19 protein-coding genes and 1 pseudogene are annotated in these 21,045 nt (G+C 72.4%); 9 read left to right on the forward strand and 11 right to left on the reverse strand.

The window, feature by feature from the left end; translation table 11 throughout:
- Positions 1-6 precede the first annotated feature (6 nt).
- From ABD901_RS36545 to ABD901_RS36560, 4 genes are all read right to left on the reverse strand, one after another.
- Complete coding sequence (locus ABD901_RS36545) at positions 7-1,698, reverse strand: FtsX-like permease family protein (RefSeq protein WP_345134205.1); 1,692 nt, start codon at positions 1,696-1,698, stop codon at positions 7-9.
- Complete coding sequence (locus ABD901_RS36550; RefSeq protein ID WP_345134207.1) at positions 1,695-2,330, reverse strand: hypothetical protein; 636 nt, start codon at positions 2,328-2,330, stop codon at positions 1,695-1,697. The genes ABD901_RS36545 and ABD901_RS36550 overlap by 4 nt, the downstream gene beginning before the upstream one ends.
- 381 nt (positions 2,331-2,711) lie before the next feature.
- On the reverse strand, positions 2,712-2,876 hold the full coding sequence (locus ABD901_RS36555) for a hypothetical protein (RefSeq protein ID WP_345134209.1): 165 nt from the start codon (positions 2,874-2,876) through the stop codon (positions 2,712-2,714).
- Positions 2,877-2,887: 11 nt separating this feature from the next.
- Complete coding sequence (locus ABD901_RS36560) at positions 2,888-4,528, reverse strand: DNA repair helicase XPB (protein ID WP_345134211.1); 1,641 nt, start codon at positions 4,526-4,528, stop codon at positions 2,888-2,890.
- Between the two features lie 266 nt (positions 4,529-4,794).
- Between ABD901_RS36560 and ABD901_RS36565 the strand changes: the two genes are divergently transcribed.
- Together ABD901_RS36565 and ABD901_RS36570 are read left to right on the forward strand one after the other, a co-directional pair.
- Positions 4,795-4,989 (forward strand): hypothetical protein, encoded by a 195-nt coding sequence (locus tag ABD901_RS36565; RefSeq protein WP_345134213.1) that lies wholly within the window; start codon positions 4,795-4,797, stop codon positions 4,987-4,989.
- Positions 4,986-5,213: a hypothetical protein gene (locus tag ABD901_RS36570; protein ID WP_345134214.1), complete on the forward strand. Its 228-nt coding sequence runs from the start codon at positions 4,986-4,988 to the stop codon at positions 5,211-5,213. Before ABD901_RS36565 ends, ABD901_RS36570 begins: the two co-directional genes overlap by 4 nt.
- Here the strand turns inward: ABD901_RS36570 and ABD901_RS36575 are convergent.
- Both ABD901_RS36575 and ABD901_RS36580 read right to left on the reverse strand, forming a co-directional pair.
- A complete protein-coding gene (locus ABD901_RS36575; RefSeq protein WP_345134215.1) occupies positions 5,210-7,579 on the reverse strand; it encodes a helicase-associated domain-containing protein in 2,370 nt (789 codons plus the stop codon). The genes ABD901_RS36570 and ABD901_RS36575 overlap by 4 nt on opposite strands.
- A gap of 77 nt (positions 7,580-7,656) precedes the next feature.
- Positions 7,657-9,300 (reverse strand): glycosyl hydrolase family 18 protein, encoded by a 1,644-nt coding sequence (locus ABD901_RS36580; protein WP_345134217.1) that lies wholly within the window; start codon positions 9,298-9,300, stop codon positions 7,657-7,659.
- Positions 9,301-9,474: 174 nt separating this feature from the next.
- On the opposite strand from ABD901_RS36580, the gene ABD901_RS36585 reads away from it, so the two are divergent.
- Together ABD901_RS36585 and ABD901_RS36590 are read left to right on the forward strand one after the other, a co-directional pair.
- Complete coding sequence (locus ABD901_RS36585) at positions 9,475-10,074, forward strand: HAD family hydrolase (RefSeq protein WP_425556767.1); 600 nt, start codon at positions 9,475-9,477, stop codon at positions 10,072-10,074.
- Between the two features lie 71 nt (positions 10,075-10,145).
- Positions 10,146-10,544, forward strand: a complete 399-nt coding sequence (locus ABD901_RS36590; protein WP_345134221.1) for a cold-shock protein — start codon at positions 10,146-10,148, stop codon at positions 10,542-10,544.
- Between the two features lie 72 nt (positions 10,545-10,616).
- Here ABD901_RS36590 and ABD901_RS36595 read toward each other — a convergent pair whose 3' ends face one another.
- From ABD901_RS36595 to ABD901_RS36605, 3 genes and pseudogenes are all read right to left on the reverse strand, one after another.
- Positions 10,617-11,435, reverse strand: a complete 819-nt coding sequence (locus ABD901_RS36595; RefSeq protein ID WP_345134222.1) for a 1,4-dihydroxy-6-naphtoate synthase — start codon at positions 11,433-11,435, stop codon at positions 10,617-10,619.
- Between the two features lie 127 nt (positions 11,436-11,562).
- Positions 11,563-12,255 (reverse strand): futalosine hydrolase, encoded by a 693-nt coding sequence (locus ABD901_RS36600; RefSeq protein ID WP_345134223.1) that lies wholly within the window; start codon positions 12,253-12,255, stop codon positions 11,563-11,565.
- A gap of 980 nt (positions 12,256-13,235) precedes the next feature.
- A pseudogene (locus ABD901_RS36605) lies at positions 13,236-14,747 on the reverse strand (MFS transporter); the annotation flags it as partial.
- A 71-nt stretch (positions 14,748-14,818) separates the two neighbouring features.
- Between ABD901_RS36605 and ABD901_RS36610 the strand changes: the two are divergent.
- Both ABD901_RS36610 and ABD901_RS36615 read left to right on the forward strand, forming a co-directional pair.
- Complete coding sequence (locus ABD901_RS36610; protein ID WP_345134225.1) at positions 14,819-15,670, forward strand: DUF3027 domain-containing protein; 852 nt, start codon at positions 14,819-14,821, stop codon at positions 15,668-15,670.
- The gene (locus ABD901_RS36615) at positions 15,657-16,358 is read left to right on the forward strand and encodes a helix-turn-helix domain-containing protein (protein WP_345134228.1); all 702 of its coding nucleotides are present in this window, start codon (positions 15,657-15,659) and stop codon (positions 16,356-16,358) included. Before ABD901_RS36610 ends, ABD901_RS36615 begins: the two co-directional genes overlap by 14 nt.
- A 203-nt stretch (positions 16,359-16,561) precedes the next feature.
- Here the strand turns inward: ABD901_RS36615 and ABD901_RS36620 are convergent, their stop codons facing one another.
- Both ABD901_RS36620 and ABD901_RS36625 read right to left on the reverse strand, forming a co-directional pair.
- Positions 16,562-16,954: a VOC family protein gene (locus ABD901_RS36620; protein ID WP_345134230.1), complete on the reverse strand. Its 393-nt coding sequence runs from the start codon at positions 16,952-16,954 to the stop codon at positions 16,562-16,564.
- 60 nt (positions 16,955-17,014) lie between these two features.
- Positions 17,015-17,254, reverse strand: coding sequence for a DUF2530 domain-containing protein (locus ABD901_RS36625; RefSeq protein WP_345134245.1), 240 nt, complete (start codon positions 17,252-17,254; stop codon positions 17,015-17,017).
- A gap of 132 nt (positions 17,255-17,386) precedes the next feature.
- Here ABD901_RS36625 and ABD901_RS36630 point away from each other — a divergent pair, with 132 nt between their 5' ends.
- Genes ABD901_RS36630 through ABD901_RS36640 form a run of 3 tightly spaced genes read left to right on the forward strand, consistent with a single transcriptional unit; the run spans position 17,387 to position 20,023 of the window.
- Positions 17,387-17,827, forward strand: coding sequence for a MarR family winged helix-turn-helix transcriptional regulator (locus tag ABD901_RS36630; protein WP_345134248.1), 441 nt, complete (start codon positions 17,387-17,389; stop codon positions 17,825-17,827).
- On the forward strand, positions 17,824-19,128 hold the full coding sequence (locus ABD901_RS36635; protein ID WP_345134232.1) for an MFS transporter: 1,305 nt from the start codon (positions 17,824-17,826) through the stop codon (positions 19,126-19,128). Before ABD901_RS36630 ends, ABD901_RS36635 begins: the two co-directional genes overlap by 4 nt.
- 34 nt (positions 19,129-19,162) lie before the next feature.
- Complete coding sequence (locus ABD901_RS36640) at positions 19,163-20,023, forward strand: maleylpyruvate isomerase N-terminal domain-containing protein (protein ID WP_345134234.1); 861 nt, start codon at positions 19,163-19,165, stop codon at positions 20,021-20,023.
- Positions 20,024-21,045: the final 1,022 nt, after the last annotated feature.

The following is a 21,045-nucleotide window of genomic DNA, read 5'->3' on the forward strand; positions in this document are numbered from 1 at the left end:
GCCGCGTCACTCCTCAGCCAGCAGGCGCGTGGTCGGCAGGCGGCGCAGCAGCCGGACCGGCAGGATCGCGGCGGCCGCGGCGACCGCGACGCCGCCGCCGGCCGCCGCCGCGGCGACCACGTAGCCGACCGGGGGCAGGTTGCCGCCGATCGCCGCGGCGATGCCGAGCCCGGCGCCCGCGCCGAGCAGCCCGCCGGCGAGGCCGAGGATCGCCGCCTCGTAGCCGGCCAGCCGCACGAGCCGCGACCCGCCCCAGCCGACCGCCCCGAGCAGGGCGAACTCCGCCGAGCGCTCGCGAATGTTGACGTACAGCACATCGGCGACGGTCGCCGCGCCGAGCAGCATCGTGATCGCCGCGGCGACGTAGTCCGTGCCGCGCACCTGCACGGTGATCGCGTCGCCGAGCAGAGTCCCGGTCACGCTGCCGCGAAACCCGGTCGCGATGACGGCGAGCAGGGTCAGCGCCGCCACCCCGAAGGCCAGGCTGAGCGCCCCCAGCGCCGTGCGGGCCGGCGCGCGCAGCACGTTGGTCCAGGCCAGACCGCCGATCGTGCGTGGCGCCCGGCGCACGCGCACCCGGGCGACGGCCGGCCGGATCGCCGCCGCCGGCGAGGCACGGGTCGCGCGCCAGGCCGGCACCAGGGCGGCCAGCAGCGCGAGCACGAGCGCTGCCGGCGTCGCGGTCAGCAGATACCACGGCCGCAGCGGCACCGACAGCACCAGCGCTGCGACCGAGGCGAGCACCGTGCCGGCCACGCCGGCGGCCAGCCCGACCGCCGCCGACTCGCCCAGGACCAGCCCGAACAGCCGCCGGCGCGGCCAGCCGAGGCAGGCCAGCACGCCGAGCTCGCCCTGCCGGGTGCGCACCGCCGCGCCGGTCGCGTTCGCCACCGCGAGCACGCAGGTCACCAGTACCAGCACCGCCAGCAACAGGCTCTTGCGGTCGATCGCCGCGACGACCACGGTCGCGACCCCCGGCTGCAGCCACAGCCGGTCGACCCGCATCGCCGGCCGCCCGTGCACGCCCGCAGGCAGGTCGTCGGCGACGGCGGCCGCCGAGCCGCCGACCGCGACGTCGACCCGCAGCCCGGTCTGCTGGCGGATCATGTCGGCGACCGCCCGCACCCGCTCCTTGGACAGGTCGTCGAGGCCGAGGTCGCCCGCCGGCCCGGCACTCCAGAAGACCGGCACGTCGGCGCCGCCCGGATCGTCGAACGCCCGCGGCCGGTCGCCACCGGCGATCCCCCATGTCGCCTGCGGCGTCAGGTCGGGCTCGGCGGTGAGCCGCGTTAGGATCTGCCGGTACGCGTCCTCCTCCGACACCTTGACCGTGCCCACGTTCGTGCCCGGGTCGGCCTCGTAGCCGTCGATGAGGTTGTCGAACCGGACCCCTTCGGCCACGCCGTCGGCCTGCGCCCCGACGAGCCGGTCGACGCTTACCGTCGCCCCTTGGTCGATCGCCGGCCGCGACGCCATCAGCACCGGCAGCACGTTGGGCGGCGCCTGCCCGCCCAGGTACTGCCCGGACAGCACCGCCGTGTCCAGCCCGCTGAGCCGCGCCTCCTGCTCGGGGTCGACCGCCGCCATCAGCATCGGCACCGCAACCAGCACATTGAGCCGCGGCCGTTCGCTCGCGTTGCCGGTCGAGGCCGGATCGCTCGACCAGCACTGCGCCATGGTCCGGTACGAGATGCTCAACAGCTCCTCGCCCCGCCGATCTCGTGCGTCACCCCAGAGCACACGGTGACCCGCCGCCCGTCGCCCCCGACCTCCTCCAGCCGCGACGCGCGGGGCATGTCGGCACCGCCGTAGTTGCGCCAGTACTCGACCCGATCGCCCGGCACGAAGTCGAGCCGGTCGGTGGTGATGTACAGATAGGAGCCCGCGTCCCCGGCGTGACTGAGCCCGCCGTCCCACTCCCAGGTAGGCCGAACCCGCAGCACCTGCCGCCGCAGCCGCCCGTCCACGAACGGCGTGAGGTCGATCGGCACGGCGGCGACCTGCTGTACGTACCCGACCGTCGCCAACGGCGCCGCAACCTCCACACCCGGCACCGCCTGCACTTTGCGCCACTGCGCCACGGTGATCCCGCCATCGCCGTGCATGGCAGCATCGAACGAGACCCGCGGATCGCCACCTTCCGGCACCGGCCGCACCAGCAGGTCGTACACGGGCCGGAAGTTCGCCCGCACCGTCCCCTGCGCCTGCAGCTGCGCCCCACGCGCGGCCGACCCGAGCAGCGCAAAACTCCCGACGGCGATGGCCACGGCAGCCAGCGTCGCCGCCACCCGCCCCGCCCGGAACCGTAGATGCGCCCAGATGAACGCCATGGCCGCCCCCGCTCTCCATTGGCTAGGGACAGCCTTCTATGACTGCGGCACTTGTTTCAAGTCTCGAATTCGTCCTCCGGTCGCGCGGTGAGGCTCGTTGGCCCCGGGGCCTCGACGTAGCGTGCGCGGTACCGGCGGCTGACTGCTCTTGATCATGGAGCATCGCGTCGCCGGCGACACGTTCACGGCACGCGCCCGGGGCTGGCCGCCGCGGCGATCGCAGCGCTGGCCTGCCGCCTGGCGGGCCCGGCGGTGCGGGCTGAGCCCGGGCCGGCGCTGCGGCCGGCGCGGCGTTTGCCAGCGGACGTGACCCAGCGCTGGCGAGCACGTCGCGGGTGCTCGGCCTCGGCTTCCGGCCGCCCGCATCGTCGGCATGAGCGGTCACCGGTGCTCGCCACCGCAGCCGATGCCGCAGTCCGCGAGCCGCGCCAGGCCCGTGGTCACCGACCTGGTCAGCCTGGTCGGCGCGGCCAACAGCTCCGCCTCCGAGGTGGCTCCACCGGCCGGCATCGCCGAGCGCGGGTGCGGGTGCGCCGCGCTCAGCAAGCCCCGATCACTCAGGCCAGGACGTCGTCCGCGTCGGTGATCGTGTAGGCATACCCCTGCTCGGCCAGGAACCGCTGGCGGTGCGCCGCGTACTCCGTGTCGATCGTGTCCCGGGCGACGACGGTGTAGAAGTGTGCCTGCCGCCCGTCGGACTTGGGCCGCAGGACGCGCCCGAGCCGCTGCGCCTCCTCCTGCCGCGACCCGAACGTCCCTGACACCTGCACCGCGACCGCCGCCTCCGGCAGGTCGATCGAGAAGTTGCCGACCTTCGAGATCACCAGCGTCTTGAGCTCGCCGTTGCGGAAGGCGTCGAAGAGCCGCTCCCGCTCCTTGTTGGTCGTCGAGCCCTGCACGATCGGCGCCTCGAGGAACTCCCCGAGCTGGTGCAGCTGGTCGATATACCCACCGATGACGAGGATCTGGTCGTCCTTGTGCCGGTCGACCAGCGCCCGCACCACCGGCAGCTTCGTGCGCGCGGTGGCCGCCACCCGGTAGCGCTCCTCGGGCTCGGCGACCGCGTAGGCCATCCGCTCGGCGTCGGTCAGCGTCACCCGGACCTCGACGCACTCGGCCGGTGCGATCCAGCCCTGCGCCTCGATGTCCTTCCACGGCGCGTCGTAGCGCTTCGGGCCGATCAGCGAGAACACGTCGCCCTCGCGGCCGTCCTCGCGCACCAGCGTGGCGGTCAGCCCCAGCCGCCGCCGGGCCTGCAGGTCGGCGGTGAACCGGAAGATCGGCGCCGGCAGCAGGTGGACCTCGTCGTAGACGACCAGGCCCCAGTCGCGGGCGTTGAACAGGTCCAGGTGCGCGAACGTGCCGTTGCGGCGGGTGGTGAGCACCTGGTAGGTCGCGATCGTGACCGGCCGGATCTCCTTGCGCTCCCCGGAATACTCACCGATCTCGGACTCGGTGAGGCTGGTGCGCGCCAGCAGCTCGCGCTTCCACTGCCGTCCGGCGACGGTGTTGGTGACCAGGATCAGCGTTGTCGCCTGCGCCTCGGCCATCGCAGCCGCGCCCACCAGCGTCTTGCCGGCGCCACATGGCAGCACGACGACGCCGGAGCCGCCGGCCCAGAACGACTCGACCGCCTCCCGCTGATAGGAGCGCAGCACCCAGCCGTCCTCGGCCAGGCTGATCGGGTGCGCCTCGCCGTCGACGTAGCCGGCCAGGTCCTCGGCCGGCCAGCCCAGCTTCAGCAGCGCCTGCTTGAGCCGCCCGCGCTCGGAGGAGTGCACGATGACCGTGTCGGCGTCGATCTGCCCGCCGAGCATGCCGGCCAGCTTCTTGCTCTTGGAGACCTCGACCAGCACCGCCCGGTCCGAGGCGCGCAGGACCAGGCCGTGGACCGGGTCGTTGAGCAGCTGGAGCCGCCCGTAGCGGTCCATGGTCTCGGCGATGTCGACGAGCAGCGCGTGCGGCACCGGATAGCGCGAGTAGCGCAGCAGCGAGTCGACCACGCCCTCGGCGTCGTGGCCCGCGGCGCGCGCGTTCCACAGCCCCAGCGGGGTCAGACGATATGTGTGCACGTGCTCGGGCGAGCGCTCCAGCTCGGCGAACGGAGCGATGGCCATGCGGCACGCCTGCGCGTCGGGGTGGTCGACCTCGAGCAGCAGGGTCTTGTCGGACTGGACGATCAGTGGACCTTCTGGCACCGGACCAGTGTCGCATGAGGGTGTGACACTTCCCGGATAGTGGGAAGGATTCACGGCCATGCAACCGGTCGGCCCACGGGGTGCGTTCTCTGGATTGACGGTCTCGCGGCCGTCGCCGCGGAGCCGGGCGCACGCGTTCGGGACCGCCCCGACGGGATGGGCGGTCGAATCAGTTCGGGGGCGGACGCGTCGTCCGATCCGGGCTCTGCGGTATATCGGGTATTTCACCTGAGTCGACGCGCAGCGTCCCGGCCTACCATCGATGTATGCGTCCGAGGGCGACCTTGACGTTTGGCGGGCTCGCCGCACTGGCGGTGGCGGTCGGCTGGTTCCTGCTCTCCAGCCAGGTGGCGCACACCGACGTGGAGACCGCGGTCAGCGAGTCGCTGGGCGCCACTCTCGTCTGCATGCTGGTGATGTCGATCATCGGCTCGATCCGGCGCAGCGGTAAGCACGAATGAGCGACCTCGACCATGCGCCGGAGCGGCCGGCCCTGCCGGAGGCGTTCTCGCCGCTGGCCAAGCTCGGCCTGAGCGTCGTCGCAGGCGCCGCCGTGACCTGGTTCTTCGTCTCCTGGCTGGTGCTGGGCAGCCCGCTGACCGACGCGATCGGCGAGACCGCCGGCTCCCTCGCCGTCCTCCTGCTGGTCATCTCGATCATCGGCATGGCCCGCTCCGACGACTAGATGTCGGACTCCGGCACCGCACCCGTGATGCGATGCAGCGCGAACGTGTGCAGCATCTCCGTGCGCTCGTCCTCCGCCCGCAGGTAGCCCGAGCCCATCGACACCGGCCGGACCAGCCGCGACGCCGTCGCGCCGTGCGCGTCGACGTAGCCGACCCAGACCCGGGTCTTGTCCCGCAGCGCCTGCTGCAGCACCTCGAGGGCCTCGGTGTGCGCGGCGCCGCTCGCCCCGTTGGCGCGCACGGTCACCGGCGCCCGCCGGGCCACCCGCGCGGCGGCGTCGCCCCGGCGGATCTGCTCGATGACGCCGGCCAGCCTCGGCGCCGACAGCCGCACGCTCGCTGTCGGGTCCTCCACCCCGCGCGCCGCCCACGTCGGGCGCGGCGAGCCTCGGCGGGCCTTTGGCCGGCTCAGCACCGCGGCGCCGGTCGCGTCCTCCTGCACCGGCGGATACCCCGCCTCGCGCAGTGCCTCCAGCAGGCGGGAGGGCGTATGGCGGCAGGCCAGCACGGTCGGCGCCAGCCGGCGCAGGCCCAGCGGCTGCAGCCGCCGGTCGGCGAGCACCTCCGCGATCACCGACTCGTCGTCGCTGCGCACGTAGGAGTTGGCCGATCCGATCCGCATGCCGCCGTGGCGGCGGGCCACGTCGTCGATCAGGTACGCCAGCGTCTGCGGCACCGGCGTGCGCGAGCGCCGCGCCAGCAGCGCGTGCAGGTCGCCGGCGGAATACCCGGCGTCGAGGCTGCGCCGGACGGTGTCGGCATTGATCCGATACACACTCGCCGACTCCTGCAACCCCAGCAGCTCCAGCTCGCCGGCCAGGGTCGGCTCCGGCGGCCCGGGCACGATGACCGACAGGTCGGCTTGGAGCAGCACGTGGTCGACCGGCGTCGGCAGCAGCGCGTCGAGCGCAGTCGCGGAGCCGGGCAGCGCAAACCCCTCCGGCGATGCGATGCCCAGCGGGTCGTCCGGGTCGGCGCCGTCGGCCGTCAGCTCGGCCAGCAGCAGCCGGCCGTATGCGGTCAGCCCGTCGAAGCCGGTCAGCCCGAGGAACGCGGCCTCGGCGAGGCTGGCCTCGATGCCGGCCGTCGCGCCCCGGTTGATGCGCCGCGGCGCCCGCCAGGCCAGCGTCTCCACCACCGCGCCCCGCGCCGCGGTCTGGCCGGGCGCCAGGTCGGCGAGCACCTGCAGCGCGGCCCGGCGCTGCACCGGCGCGCCCGGGCGGGACAGCTCCGGCGCGAGCGCGTTGATCGGCCGGTCGCGCTCGTCGCGCTGCCCGACCAGCGCCGGCGCGCGGGTCATGGTGAGCCAGGCGATCGCGAGCCGGTGCCAGCGGGCCGCGATGCCGAACGCCCGCCAGGCGTCGTACGCCAGCGTGGGCAGGAAGACGCTCTCGATCCGCTTGTTGTCGATGATCTCCTCGCCGATCAGCCCGGCCGCCGTGACGACCTCGGCCAGCAGAGCGGCCTGCTGCTCCTCGACCCCGACCAGCTTGGCGTAGCGGCGCAGCTCGCGCACGCCGAGGCCGCCGGAGCGCAGCACGGCCGGCGGGTCCTGGCCGATCGCCTCGACCAGCGCCTCGGCGTTGCGGACCAGCTCCAGCACCTGCCCGGCGCCGGCGCGGTCGAGCTGCGCGGGCTCGCGCTGCGGTGTCTCCATCGGCGGCGGGTCGGGGTGCAGCTGCCCCAGCGGCCCGGCGTCGCGGCGCAGCACCAGCGACACCTCGACCGGCAGCTCCACCGAGTCGCGGCCGACGGCGACCAGCAGGTGCCGGTCGAGCAGCCAGCGGATCGGCGAGTCGGACTCCGGCTGCAGGCTGGCCGCGGCGACCGTGCCGACCGGCGGCCCGGCGGCGAGCCGGTCGAGCACCGCGCGGGCCGCGGGAGGCGCGGCCAGCAGCGTGCGGCGCAGCCCGGCTGCGTCGGCGGCCAGCGCGCCCGCGACCGGGTCGAGCTCCTCGGCGGGCCGGCCGAGGCCCGCCGGATAGGGCGAGCAGACCTCGTCCACCGCCCCGACGATGCGCAGCCCCGAGTCCGGCCCGAAGACCAGGGCGTAGGCGCGCAGCCGGTCGATCGCGGCCCGCACCCGGGCCGCCTCCACCCCCGACTGCGCGGTGAGCGCCAGCACCGCCTCGACCGACGAGGAGTGGCCCACCCGCGTGTACCGCAAAGCGTCGAGGATCTCCAGCGTGAACTGGTCGAGCGCGTCCAGCGCGCGGGCGACGGCAACCCGCGACTGGGCTCGGTGCGCCAGGGCGGAGAAGTCCGACGGCGGGGGGATGACCAGGTCGGGGCGCAGCCGGATGAGCGCCGCCAGCTCGTCGTCGGGCAGGGCGCGTAATTGGTCGGCCAGCGAAGTCGTCGTCATCTCGCCTCATACGCTATCCGGAGCGTATGACAAAAGAGGGCGGGCCCGTCGGCCCGCCCTCGATTGCTTACGGTGTGTTACTTGAGACCCCCGCTGACCGCGGTGATCAGCTCACCGCCCGTGGTGTCGCCGGAGAGCTCCCACACGAAGGCGCCGCCGAGGCTCTGCTGCTTGGCGTAGGCCATCTTGCCGGAGATCGTCGCCGGGGTGTCGTAGCTCCACCAGTTGTTGCCGCACAGCGCGTAGGCCGTGCCGCCGATGGTGCTCGTGGCCGGGCAGGTGTTCTTCAGGACCTTGTAGTCCTCGATGCCCGTCTCGTAGGTGCCGGGCGCGCCGCCGGTGGCCGAGCCGCCGGGGGCGGCCTGGGTGACGCCCGTCCAGCCGCGGCCGTAGAAGCCGATGCCGAGCAGGATCTTGTTCGACGGGATGCCCTTGCTCTTGAGCTTCTGGACCGCCGCGTCCGAGCAGAAGCCGGCCTGCGGGATGCCCGAGTAGCACGTCAGCGGCGAGTGCGGGGCGGTCGGGCCCTGCGCGTTGAAGGCGCCGAAGTAGTCGTACGTCATCGGGTCGATCCAGTCGAGGTTCGAGATCGCGCCGGCGTAGTCGGTCAGGTCGATCTTGCCGCCGTTGGAGCCGTCGGCCGTGATGGCCGCCGTCACCAGCGCGCTCGAGCCGAACTTGGCGCGCAGCGCGGCCACGACGCTCTTGAAGGCGTTCGGGCCGCTGGAGTCGCACTGCAGGCCACAGGCGTTCGGGTACTCCCAGTCGATGTCGATGCCGTCGAACACGCCGGCCCACCGCGGGTCGTTGACCAGGTTGTAGCAGGAGTTGGCGAACGCGGTCGGGTTCTGCGCGGCCTGCGTGAAGCCGGCCGACCAGGTCCAGCCGCCGAACGACCAGATGACCTTCAGGCCCGGGTGCTTCGCCTTGAGCTTCTTGAGCTGGTTGAAGTTGCCCCGAAGCGGCTGGTCCCAGGTGTCCGCGACGCCGTCGACCGACTGGTCGGCGGTGTACGCCTTGTCGTAGTCGGCGTAGCTGTCGCCGATCGAGCACTGCCCGCCGGTCGTGTTGCCGAACGCGTACAGGATGTGGGTCAGCTTCGAGGCCGAGCCGCTGGTCTCGATGTTCTTGACCTGGTAGTTACGGCCGTAGACGCCCCACTCGGTGAAGTACGCGACGACCTTCTTGCTGCCCGTCGACGGCGGCGTGGAGCTGGTCGGCGGGTTGGAGGTCGGCGGCTTCGACGTGGGCGGCTGGCTCGTCGGCGGGTTCGACGTCGGCGGCTTGGTCGTGGTCGGCGGCGCGGTGGTGGGGGTGCCGCCGCTACAGCTCACGCCGTTGATCGTGCAGTTCAGCGGCGGCTTGGCGCCGGCGCCGTTCATGCCCCAGCTGAAGCTCGCGCCAGCGGCCAGCGTCGGCGCCCAGGACTTGTTCTTGGCGACGTAGTGCTGGCCCGTGTGGGTCACGTCGGCGTCCCAGAAGCTGGTGATCGAACCGCCCGCGGGCAGGTCGAACTCGAGCGTCCAACCATTGATCGTGCTGGCCGTGCCGTTGCTGATCTTGTAGGTGGCGCCCCAGCCCGTGCCCCAGTCCTGGTCGACCGTGAACGTGGCGGAAAGGCTCCCGGCGGCGTTGGCCGACGTGGTGACGATGGGGACCACGGCCCCGGCAACCGCCAGTGCGGCGGCGACGATGAGGCCGTTGCGGACGGATCGTTTCATCGCGTCTCCTGGATGGTCTCTTAGGAAACTTTCCTAAAAGTATTCGCGACGGTAGTGGTCAAGGTCTCATCCCGTCAATAGGAGATGACCGTGTTTCTCGATGGCATACCTACTGTGACCTGGGCATCCTTAAAGGTGTCTCAACAACCGGTTGTCATTGGCTTTGACCTTGACATGACGCTCCTCGACACCCGGCCCGGCATCGCCGCAGCGTGGCGCGCGCTCACGGCGAGCACCGGCGTGCACGTCGACGCCGATCTCGCGGTCAGCCGGCTGGGCCCGCCGCTACGGCAGGAGATGTCCGAGTGGTTCCCTCCCGATCGGATCGAGGAGGCCGTCGGGATCTATCGCGCGCTCTACCCGGACCACGCCGTGCCGCCGACGGTGGCCCTGCCAGGAGCATTCGAAGCCCTGGATGCGGTACGCCATGTGCCCGCCCAAATCGTTGTCATCACCTCGAAACTGGGGCGACTCGCCGAGCTCCACCTAGCGCATTTGGGCATTTCGGTCGATCGCGTGTACGGCGACGTCTTCCACGACGGCAAGGCCCGCGTCCTGCGGGACATCGGCGCCGCCCTCTATGTCGGCGACCACGTGGCCGACATGCAGGCCGCGGTGCTGGCCGGCGTACCGGCGGTCGGCGTCACCTCCGGCCCGTGTTCGGAGGCCGAACTCCGCGCGGCCGGCGCGACCGTCGTGTTCGAGGATCTGCGCCCGTTTCCGGCATTTCTCGAAGGCATGATCTCGGTTGGCCGGGCCGTTTCCGGTGACTAGCCTTGGTGTGCAATCCCGGCGACCGCGAGGCGCGGCCACGGGACGGGTCCGACACTGGGGAGCAGGGCAGCGTGCCGACGGGTCGAGTGAAGTGGTACGACCAGGAGAAGGGTTTCGGGTTCCTCACCAGCGATGACGGGGGAGACGTCTTCGTGCACAAGGCGGCCCTGCCGTCGGGCGTGGGTGAGCTGAAAACCGGTCAACGGGTCGAGTTCGGGGTGGTCGAGAGCCGCAAGGGCAGCCAGGCGCTGCAGGTCAAGCTGCTCGACGCGCCGCCGTCCGTCGTCGAGGCCCGCGCGGTGGCGAGCCGCCGCCCGCCCGAGGAACTCCACGGCCTGATCGAGGACATGATCAAGGTGCTGGAGGCCAAGATCCAGCCCGACCTGCAGCGCGGCCGCTTCCCGGACCGCAAGACCGCGCGCACGGTCGCCGAAGCCGTCCACCTGGTGGCCCGCGAGCTCGAGGTCTGAACCTGGTGCTTCGAGAGGCCCGCCCGCTTCGTTGCGGACGGGCCTCTTCGGCGTATCTCTACCCGGACGTGATCAGCTGACCCTGAGCGGCGTCGCTGGCACCAGTCCTTCGGCCGCCGCCCGATTCAGCAGCGCGTCGACCGCCGCATGCCCGTCCGGCCCGAGTGAGGCCGTGAACTCGTTGACGTACAACGCGATGTGCTGGTCGACGACCGACTGCTCCATCTCCTGCGCGTGCTCGAGCACGAAGTCGCGGCTGGCGCGCGGGTTCTCCCAGGCCAGCCGGACCGACTCCTTGATCCACGCGGTCGCCTGCTCCGGGTCCACCCGATCCCGGTGCGCGATGATCGCCCCGAGCGGAATCGGCAGCCCGGTGTCGTTCTCCCACCACTCCCCGAGATCGACGAGCGCCCGCAGCCCGTACCGCTGGAACGTGAACCGCGCCTCGTGAATCACCAGCCCGGCGTCGAACTTCCCCGCCGCAACGGCCGGCATGATCTCGCTGAACGGCACGACGGTGACGCTGGCCGGCGGCTCCTCCGCCGCCCAGAGCCGCATCAGCAGGTAGGCGGTCGTCCGATCCCCCGGAACCGCAACGCTCTTCCCCCCGAGCGACCGCACGCCCGGATCGTTCACCAGCACGAGCGGCCCGCACCCACGCCCGAGCGCCCCGCCACAGGGCAGCAACGTGTACTGGTCGAGCAACCACGGCAACGCCGCGTAACTCACTTTGACGAGGTCGAACTCCCCGTTCAGCGCAGCGGTGTTCGTGACGTCGACATCGGCGAACGTCACATCAAACCCCGGCGCCCCGGCCACGAGCCCGTGCGTGAGCGCGTGGAAGACGAACGTGTCGTTGGGACACGGCGAAAAGGCGAGCGAAAGCGTCACAAGCCCCAACCTAGACCTCCGCGCGGAGCCCGCACCCCGAGTAATGAATCCCCTGGTGTGACTGTGTTCATAGCTCGCTGCGCTCGCCCGGGGGAGCTTCGACCCCCTGTGTTCGTCGGTACGACCGTCAGCGCTCCCCGAGCGCCTGAAACGCCTCACGCAGCGTGGCCAACGCCTGCGGAATCCGCCACGCGGCCCGATCCCGCGGCCCCACGGCGTTGGAGATCGTCCGAATCTCCCCGAACGCCGTGCCACTCCACAACCGCGCCGCGGTAGCCACCCCGAACCCCTCCATGGCTTCGGCGACGGCGTCGGGATGCCGCTTCTCGACGAGTTCCTTGGACCGCGCAGTCCCGGTAACGGTGCTGACGGTCAGCACGGGCCCCCCGACGGCTTCGGGCAGCGCGATCCGAAGCAGCCGAAGCACATCCGCATCGGCGTCGAGTCGCGCCGTGCCGAACCCGAGCTCGTCGACGCTCTGGAACCCGTCCTCCCCTTCGGCCCCAAGATCGGCCGCCACCGACTCGGTGGCCACCACGAGCCCCCCGATCTCGACCCGCCCCGCAAACCCACCGGCAATCCCCGCCGACAACACCACCCCGAACGGCTTGTGGGCAGCCGCAGCGGCACTCATACACCGCGCGGTGACGGCCGCCGCCGCGGCGGGCCCCACCCCACAGGCAACGACCACGACGGGCGCGCCCGCTTCGAGCGCATCACTCGCCTGTTCACCGATCCCAAGCCCCTCGAGCACTTCGGCCCGCTCGACGTCGACGGCGGTGACGATCAACGCCCGCTCGAACTCCAGAAGTCCACTCATCCCAGCTCACCCTCCACTCCACCAGCGTGCCGCACGGTCGCGCACCCCGAGCCAACACCGTCCTCGTTGTCACCCTCCAGCCCCCACGCCGAAGCCCCCGAACCGGCCACCGGCGCGGCCGGCCGGCTCCGATCAGGTCGGGTGACGCCGGTCGAGGACGCCCACGCAGCCGCGTTCTGCCCACCGCAGGCAGTCCTCGGGCCCGCACGGCCCCCACCCACGGCCTCGGAAGCCGCCCGCCGAGCCCACCGGGCGGCCGGTGTCGCCGCCGACAGCCCACGCGTACGTGGCGTGGCGTGGCCAGCCACCGCGAGCGCGACACGAACAGATAGCTGCGGCCGCCTTCCCCGCGACGCCGAGCCCGCACCGGCCGGCTGCAGCCTCGAAAACCGGCCGCACCGGCTGGCCGTGGCCTCGGAAGCCGGCCGCAGGGGTGCGGCCGCAGTATCCGAAGCCGGTCGCAGAGGTGCGCGGCCGGCCGGCCCGGCGCCGGGTTGAGCTTGCTGCCGGGTCGGTCAGCGCCCGTCGTCGTCGAGCCGGGCCGTGGGGTCCGCGCCCGAGGGTCGATACAACGTGTAGCCAGGCGGCGCCAACGGCGAAGCCCCATCCTCAACGTCGACCGCCGGCATCTTCCGGGTCGCCGTCGGCGCAGTGCCGGATCCGCCGCCGCCATCGGCCGCGCTGCCGGCGTCCGGCGCCGTGCCCGCAGGCTCGGCCCGCCGTCGCCGCCACCCGAACCGCCGGCGCTCGCCCTCGTCGCCGCCCGCCGCCTTGCGCGGCGGAACCGTCGGAGCTGCAGCCTGCCGCGGCACGGTGGTCGCATCTCCGGCCGGCATCCGAGCGGTCGGCGCACCCTGCCGCCCGCCCGCGCCACCGCGTGCCGAACCGCCCGCCGCAGACCCGGCCGACCCGGCGTGACCAGCCGAGCCCGTCGCCCCGCTCGACCTACCGGAACCGGCCGAGCCGGACCCTGCGGCGCCGGAGCCCGAAGGGCCGGACCCCGCGGCGCCGGAGCCCGACGAGCCAGACCCCGCAGAGCGAGAGTCCGCCGTAGAGCGAGAGCCTGCCGTCGAGCCGGAGCCCGCCGTTGAGCCGGCGGCCGGGGTGGAGACCGTGGTGGCGTCGGGGTCGGCAGCGTCCGGCGGCGCGCCGTGCAGCCTCTCCTTGCGCAGGACCACGGCCGAGTACAGCGCCCGGACCGCCCCAAGCGTCATGAACGTGGCGGCGATCAGCAGCCCCCACGAGCCGCCGAACGGTATGAGCCCGACCGCGCCGCCCAACACCCACGCGACCATCAGCAGGGTCTCCGAGTGCGCGAAGGCGCTCGCCCGGACCTGCTCGTCGACGCGCTCCTGGATCGAGGCGTCCACGGCGAGCTTGGCCAGGCCGCTCGCGATCGCCGTGACCAGGCAGAGCAGCGCCACCGTGCCGAGCGAGTCGCGATCGGCGGCGAGGACGGCCACGAACGCGGTGAGCACGATGCCGATCGCCTGCAGCAGCGCTGGGCGGTGGATGCGCAGGCGCGTGCCGATCGCGGTGGCCAGGAAGGAGCCGACCCCGAGCGCGCCCGCCGCGACGACGACCGCCGCCTGCTCGGAGAGCTGCCAGGCGGCGAGCTTGACCGGGAGCGTGCCCTCCTTGATGGCGAATGCGAGGTACAACGTCAGGAAGCCGAACAGCGCCCGCAGCGTGGCACTGCCGAGCAGCGCGGCCACGATCACGCGCCCGCTGAGGACCTTCACCCCGCGCCGGGCCAGCGGCTGCAGGATGCGCGGCATGGTCTCCGGCGGGTCGGAGTCGGCGCGCGGCGGCAACCGCAGTGCGGTCACCATCCCCCACAGGAAGATCAGGATCGACACCCGCAGCGGCCATTGCGCCCCGAAGCGCCCGGCCAGCAGTCCGATCGGCAGGACGATGGCGCCCGCGAACGTGCCGAAAACCGACGCCCGCGCGCCCGCCTCCGACAGCCCGAGGCCGGCCGGCAGCAGGCGCGGCACGGCGGCGCTGCGGGCCACGCCGTAGGCCCGGGAGAGCACGAGCATGCCGAACGCCGCCGGATACAGCGCCCAGCCCGTGAGGTGCTCGGAGAGGAGGAACGCCAGGAACGCACGCCCGAGCATGGTCACCGCGAGCGCATATCGCCGCCCGTGCCGAAACCGGTCGAGCACCGGCCCGACCACCGGCGCCAGCAGGGCGAACGGCAGCATGGTGATGAACAGGTAGAGCGCCACGTGGCCGCGTGCCTCCCCGGCCGGGACCGAGAAGAAGATCGTCCCGGCGAGGCCCAGCGCCACCAGGGTGTCGCCCGCGCAGGACGCCGCATGCAGGTCGAGCAGGCGCAGCATCCCCGTCTCGCCGCCCGCCCCGCGCTCGCGAACGCGCAGCAGGTTGCGCCCGAGGAACCGGCCCGCCCTCGTCGTGCCGACGGTGGCGACCCGTGCCGCGCGCACGGTGGTGACCACTGTCTGCGCCACTCCTCGAATCACCGACATGCCACCATCCTGAACCATCGGTACGACAGTTTCGGGCCACGCCGGGGCCGCCGTGCTCGACGGGCGTGGCGATGAGCAAGAATGGATCCGTGACTGCCTCGACTGCACCCGCGCGCGGAAGCGGCCGCGCCGCCAAGCCCGACCAGGTCCTCGCGGACGCCGTCGAGGTCGCGCGACAGGGTCTGGACGTCGTCGACCCCGACCACATCGGGGCGCACCTGGGCGCCGTCACCGAAGGTGATCGGCTCGTCACGCACTTCTTCGAGTGTGGCCTGCCCGGATACCGCGGCTGGCGCTGGGCCGTCACCGTCACCCGCATTCCGCGCAGCAAGCAGGTCACGATCTGCGAGTCGACCCTGCTGCCCGGTCCGGACGCGCTGCGCGCGCCCGAGTGGGTGCCCTGGCAGGAGCGCCTCCAGCCCGGCGACCTCGGCGTCGGCGACCTGCTGCCGACCCCGCCGGACGACCCGCGCCTCGCGCCCGGCTACGTGCAGTCCGACGACCCCGCGATCGAAGAGGTCAACTGGGAGCTCGGGCTCGGCCGCGCCCGCGTGATGTCGCGCGACGGGCGCCTGGACGTGGCCCAGCGCTGGTACGACGGCGAGCGCGGCCCCAACGCACCGATCTCCGTCGCCGCGCCCTCCTCGGCACGTTGCGGCTCGTGCGGGTTCTACCTGCAGCTCGCCGGCTCGCTGCGCCAGGCGTTCGGCGTGTGCGGCAACGAGTACGCGCCCGACGACGCCCAGGTCGTCTCGGTCGACCACGGCTGCGGAGCGCACTCTGAGGTCCTGGTCGAGCAGGTCCAGACCGTCGAGGAGCTGCCGACCGTGTTCGACGACAGCGAGGTCGAGGCGGTCGCCGTGAGCCACACGCACGGCTCGGTCGACGCCGACGAACCGGCCGAACCCTATGGGCACGGCTGACCACGACTACACAGAGCGACCGTCCCGTATACCCGGAGCGGTCGTCTGGCGCCGGGGCACCCACCGCCCCGTCGCGAGCCGTATCCTTCCCGATGGCTGCATGGACGTCATCCATCGCGACGGCGAGCTGTTCGTCGCCGGACCGGACACGACCGCCCACGTCTCGCTGAGCGCCACCGGCGAGCGGCTCACGGCGGTCAGGTTCGGCCCCGGCACCGGGCCCGCCTTCCTGCGGGTGCCGGCCAGCGAGCTGCGGAATCTTCGGGTACCACTTCAGGATCTTTGGCCTTTGTCACGAGTCCGTCGCCTGACGGCGGCGCTCGACGCTGCCCCCGACCGGGCGGCCGCTCTCGAGGCGGCCCTGCTCGCCGTGGACCGCGCCGACGACCCGCTCGTGCCGCACCTGCTCGCCCACGTGCGAGCCGGAGATCCGGTGGCGGCGATCGCGTCGGAGATCGGCCTCAGCGAGCGGCAGCTGCACCGCCGCGGGCTCGCGCTCTACGGCTACGGCCTCAAGACGCTGGAGCGCATCCTGCGGCTCAACGGCGCGCTGGACCTGGCACGCCGCGGTATGGCGTATGCGACGGTGGCGGCGAAGGCGGGATACGCCGACCAGGCCCACCTCGCCCGCGACGTCAAGGCGCTGACTGGCGTCCCGATTTCGGAGTTGCTGAAAACCCGGAACTGAATGCATGGCTCGGGTCCGCGCAACTGACGACCGTTGTTCCCACCAGACACCGCTGCGGGCCTGGCGGCCCTCCGCTGCCACGCCCGCGGTGCCAAGAGCAACGCCGGCCGAGCGCGCGAAGAGGGGCGGAAAGCGGGCCTGGCGGCCCTTCGCTGGTGCCAAGGGCGGCGCCGGCCGCTCGCGCGAGCGGCGGCGGAAACGCGCTACGACAGCATCGCGTAGAGGTCGACGCCGTTGCCGTCCGGATCGTGCATGACGGCGTACCGCATGCCCCAGAAAGCGTCCCAGGGAGCCTTGTGGCCGTCGTATCCGGCCTCGACGAGTTCGGCATAGACCCGATCCACGTCGCCCGGCGAGTCGCACTCGAAGGCGAGCGCCATCCGCGCGCTGCCGGAGGCCGGCGTCCACGAGGGGTCGAACGAGTGGATCGTCTCGACCGTGTCCCACGTGAGCTTCATGCCGCCCGGCAGCACGCACTCGACGTGCGGGCTCTTGTCCTCCGACTCGGGCACGTCCAGCCCGAGCCGGCGATAGAAGGCGAGCGAACTGGGCATGTCGGCCACGACGATGCCAACCACATTGAGTCGAAGTGCCATGTGCCCAAGCTATGACCCCGCGCCCGGCGGCGTCTTGAACGAATCGGACGCGCGCGGTCGCTAGGATGCGGCGGCCGCGTCCGTTCTGGGCGATTCGGCCGCGGCCCGCTCGCGGCGCCGACGCCGGTTCCGGTCGTGGACGACCATCGTGAGCAGCCCCGGAATGCCCCACAGCGCACCCGCGATCGCGATGCCGAACCAGCTCCCGTGCCCGTTGCGCGCCAGCTCGTCGCGGAACGGCAGCATGATCAGTGCCGCGATGATCCACAGCGCGATGCCCACGATGGCGAACGGCACCATCGGCGGGTCGAGCGGCTTGGGCGGGGTGCTCACGCCGATCACGGTACTCGCCCGCCGCCGCCCGCCGCAGCGGCCCGGGTGATCGACGGCACAGGTCGTTAGCCATGCTCATTAGGTAAGCTAACTAACGTGATGGTCCGCGTACCCAAGCTCGCAGCCGCCCAGCTCGCGGCGGCTCTCCGCGACAGCATCACCCGGCTGAACCGGCGCCTGCGCCAGGCCAGGCCGATCGGCGATCTCACGATCACCCAGCTGTCCGCGCTGACGAGCCTCGAGCTCGGCGGCGCGCTCACGCCGCGCGAGCTCGCCGAGATCGAGCGCGTGCAGCCGCCGACCCTCACCAAGATCGTCGCCAAGCTGGAGGAACGCGGTCTCGTCCAGCGCTCACCGCACCCGACCGACGGCCGCCAGGTCATCCTCGCCGCCAGCGAGACCGGCCGCGCCGTCGTCGCCGAGCACCGCCGCACCCGCGACGAGTGGCTCGCCAAGCAGCTCATGGCCCTCACGCCCGAAGAGCGCGAGGTGCTGACCAAGGCCGCCGAGATATTGGGGAGGATCGGACGCAGCGCATGACCGGTACCACGTTCGGCTCTTTGCGGGTTCGCAACTATCGATTGTTCTCCATCGGCCAGCTCGTCAAGCTCCTCGGCACCTGGATGCTCTTCACCGCGCAGGACTGGCTCGTCCTGCAGCTGTCCGGCAACTCGGCCTCCGCGCTCGGCGTCGTCACCGCACTGCAGTTCACGCCGGTGCTGCTGCTCACGCTGTACGGCGGCCAGCTGGCCGACCGATTCGACAAGCGCCACCTGCTACTCCTGGCGAACGCGGCCTCGGCGGTCGTGGCCACCCTCCTCGGCGTCCTGGTCGTCGCCGGCGTGGCCAACCTCTGGTGGGTCTTCGTCACCGCCGCCCTCTTCGGCGTGATCAGCGCGATCGAGACCCCGGTGCGCCAGTCCTTCGTCTCCGAGCTCGTCGGCAAGGACCTGCTGCCCAACGCGCTGTCGCTGTCGTCGGCGACGTTCAACAGCGCCCGCATCGTCGGCCCCGCGATCGCCGGGCTCATCATCGCCGCGCTGCACGACCGGACCGGACCGATCTTCCTGATCACCGCGCTGCTGTGCACGGCACCGTTGTTCTGCATCGCCCGCATGCACCCCGCCGAGCTGTTCCGGGCCGAGCGCACGGCCGTGGCCGCGAGCGAGGCGCGGACGGTGGACGGCCTGCGGTACGTCTGGCGGCGCCCCGACCTGAGCCTGGCCATCCTGCTGGTGCTCGTCGTGGGCCTGTTCGGGTTCAACTTTCAGCTGACCCTCGCCGTGCTCGCTCGGGTCGAGTTCCACGTCGACGCGAAGTACTTCGGCCTGCTCACCACCGCCATCGCCCTCGGCGCGCTGGCCGGCGCCCTGGCGAGCTCGCGGCGGCGCAGCCGCCCGTCGGTGTACCTGGTGCTGACGGCCGCCATCCTGTTCGCCGGCTTCGAGACGCTCGTCGGCTTCGCCCCGTCGTTCATGATCGCGGTGATCCTGCTCGTGCCGACCGGCTTCTTCATGATCTACTTCGCACAGGCCGCCAACCAGCGCGTCCAGCTCGGCACCGACGCCGCGTTCCGGGGCCGCGTGATGGCCCTGTACGTCCTGGTCTTCCTCGGCAGCACCCCCATCGGCTCGCTGATCATCGGCTGGTGCGCCGAGCGCTTCGGCCCGCGCTCGGGCCTGTGGAGCGGCGGCCTGATCTCACTCGTGGCGGCGGTGGCCATGGGCGTGCTCCAGCTGCGCCGCGCGGGCGGCCGCATCCACGTGGGCCTGCGTCCGCGCCTGCACGTGCGGGTGCACGAGACGGTGGGTGTCCCCGCGGTACGCCCGGCCGTGCGCTGATTTTTTGTCGTACCCGTGTGGTTGAGTCACGGGTATGGAGCGATCGCGTCTGCTGCAGTGCCTGGCCGCCGACTACATGCGCCTGCGCGAGGTGGCCGGCACCGGCCTCAACGCCCAAGTGCCCAGCTGCCCCGGCTGGACCGTGTCCGACCTCGTCCGTCACGTCGGCCAGGTGTACTTGCACAAGGCACTGGTCATGCAGACCGGCGCCTGGCCCGATCCCTGGCCGCCGAAGGACACGGTCACCGAGGACCCGATCGCGCTGCTCGACCGCTCATACGGCGCCCTGACACATGAGTTCTCCCGCCGTGGCGACACCGATCGCGCCCTCACCTGGCACGACCCCGACCAGACCGTGAAGTTCTGGATCCGCCGCATGGCCCAGGAGTCGGTCATCCACCGCCTGGACGCCGAGCTGGCCCACGACCTCGAGTCGGCACCCATCCCCGTCGACCTGGCCGTCGACGGCATCGACGAGGTCCTGCGCGTGATGGTCGACTACGGCTCCCACGCCTGGCACGAGGACCTCACCGACCTGCTCGCCACCGCAAAGGGCCGCACCGTCCGCGTCCAGGCACCCCTCACGCCCTCGCCGGCCGACCCAGCGGCATCGGCGGACGGCTCGCCCGCCCCCGCGACCACCCCCGCCTGGCTGGTCCGCATCGACCCCGAGGGCGCCACGGTCACCGCTCTGGCCTCACCGGCCGCATCCGCCGCAGCGGCCACACAGACCACTCCCGACGCAGTGGTAACGGGCTCTCCGGCCGACCTCTTGCGGTGGCTGTGGTCACGCGAATCAACCCCAACGACCGATGCGCATCCGCCGATCCGGGTGGATGGTGACGAGGAGGCCATCAATGAGCTTCAAGCTCTTTTGAGGGCCTTGACGCAGTAGCCGACCCGGCGAAGACCGAGCAAGGCCGTCCCGCGGCAGGCCACGGCGATGGCCCGCCACCCCGGCCCGGCCGATCCGGCCCCCGCCGCCGACGGTTTCGTCAGCGCAGGACCCGGAGCAACCGACCGCTCGTCCTCCGCCGGTTCACCCCAACCGAATACACGGGCCCCAGGACCGGACCCGGCAGCGCTGGCGGGCGCGGCCGGCACGAGGCCCTCGGCCCAGCCGGCGGCCGGACGCCCCCGGCCCGAGGCACACGCTGGCGGGCGTGACCTCGGGACGAGCGTTCTTCGCCCCGGCGGGTGCGGCCGGGCAGGCGGCGGCGAGGGGGCGCCGCCTGCCCGGCCCCATCACCGAGCACCACCACGCCGCGCCCCGCACTGCACCGGCCTGGCCCGCACCGCCCCGGCTCGGCCTGGCCCCCGGCCCGCACCGGCCTACCACGCACTGCCCCGCACCGGCCTGGCCCGTCCGCACCGGCCTGGCCCGCGCCGCACGGCCCGCCCCGCACCGCCCCTGCCCCGCACCGCCCCGTCCCGGCCCGCCCCGGCCTTGTCCGTGCCAACCGCGCCGTCGTCGTTGGTCGTGCGTCGCGTGCCGGTTGCACCGCCAGCGTGCAACCCGATCGATGAGCCTGGGCCGACCCGTTTCAGCCTGCCGGCCAGGCGTTCCACCTGCCGGCGGGGCGTTCCGATTGAAGCTGCTCGACGTGCCGCCGCTTGTCGCCGAGGCTCGCGCCGTGGCGAGCCGTTCGCTCGAAAACTGCACGGGCTGATGGAGGACATGCGCAGGCTGGGGTCGTCTCGCGTACACCCGCCACGTGATGAGCACAGAGCAACTGTTCGCAATTGGGGTGCATCGATGCGGGTTTTGAGGGGGTTCGGGTGGAGCGGAGGGGCCTTGACCCCTGATCTTGGACACGGGGTTTACGCGGCTCGGGTGAGCGTAGTCGATGCTGTGTGGGTGGTGTTCTCGTAGTTGATCGGGGATTGGTGTCCGAGCCGGGAGTGGCGGCGGACGGT

It is taken from the genome of Dactylosporangium darangshiense (assembly GCF_039537565.1).
Lineage (GTDB): Bacteria > Actinomycetota > Actinomycetes > Mycobacteriales > Micromonosporaceae > Dactylosporangium > Dactylosporangium darangshiense.

Bases quoted from the DNA above. Each gene is read 5' to 3' on its own strand.
- ABD901_RS36640 (WP_345134234.1), top strand. From the start codon at position 19,163: ATGGAGCGATCGCGTCTGCTGCAGTGCCTGGCCGCCGACTACATGCGC.
- ABD901_RS36615 (WP_345134228.1), top strand. From the start codon at position 15,657: ATGGGCACGGCTGACCACGACTACACAGAGCGACCGTCCCGTATACCC.
- ABD901_RS36625 (WP_345134245.1), bottom strand. From the start codon at position 17,254: ATGGTGCCGTTCGCCATCGTGGGCATCGCGCTGTGGATCATCGCGGCA.
- ABD901_RS36575 (WP_345134215.1), bottom strand. From the start codon at position 7,579: ATGACGACGACTTCGCTGGCCGACCAATTACGCGCCCTGCCCGACGAC.
- ABD901_RS36570 (WP_345134214.1), top strand. From the start codon at position 4,986: ATGAGCGACCTCGACCATGCGCCGGAGCGGCCGGCCCTGCCGGAGGCG.
- ABD901_RS36620 (WP_345134230.1), bottom strand. From the start codon at position 16,954: ATGGCACTTCGACTCAATGTGGTTGGCATCGTCGTGGCCGACATGCCC.
- ABD901_RS36610 (WP_345134225.1), top strand. From the start codon at position 14,819: ATGAGCAAGAATGGATCCGTGACTGCCTCGACTGCACCCGCGCGCGGA.
- ABD901_RS36580 (WP_345134217.1), bottom strand. From the start codon at position 9,300: ATGAAACGATCCGTCCGCAACGGCCTCATCGTCGCCGCCGCACTGGCG.
- ABD901_RS36550 (WP_345134207.1), bottom strand. From the start codon at position 2,330: ATGGCGTTCATCTGGGCGCATCTACGGTTCCGGGCGGGGCGGGTGGCG.
- ABD901_RS36630 (WP_345134248.1), top strand. From the start codon at position 17,387: ATGGTCCGCGTACCCAAGCTCGCAGCCGCCCAGCTCGCGGCGGCTCTC.
- ABD901_RS36600 (WP_345134223.1), bottom strand. From the start codon at position 12,255: ATGAGTGGACTTCTGGAGTTCGAGCGGGCGTTGATCGTCACCGCCGTC.
- ABD901_RS36565 (WP_345134213.1), top strand. From the start codon at position 4,795: ATGCGTCCGAGGGCGACCTTGACGTTTGGCGGGCTCGCCGCACTGGCG.
- ABD901_RS36635 (WP_345134232.1), top strand. From the start codon at position 17,824: ATGACCGGTACCACGTTCGGCTCTTTGCGGGTTCGCAACTATCGATTG.
- ABD901_RS36585 (WP_425556767.1), top strand. From the start codon at position 9,475: ATGACGCTCCTCGACACCCGGCCCGGCATCGCCGCAGCGTGGCGCGCG.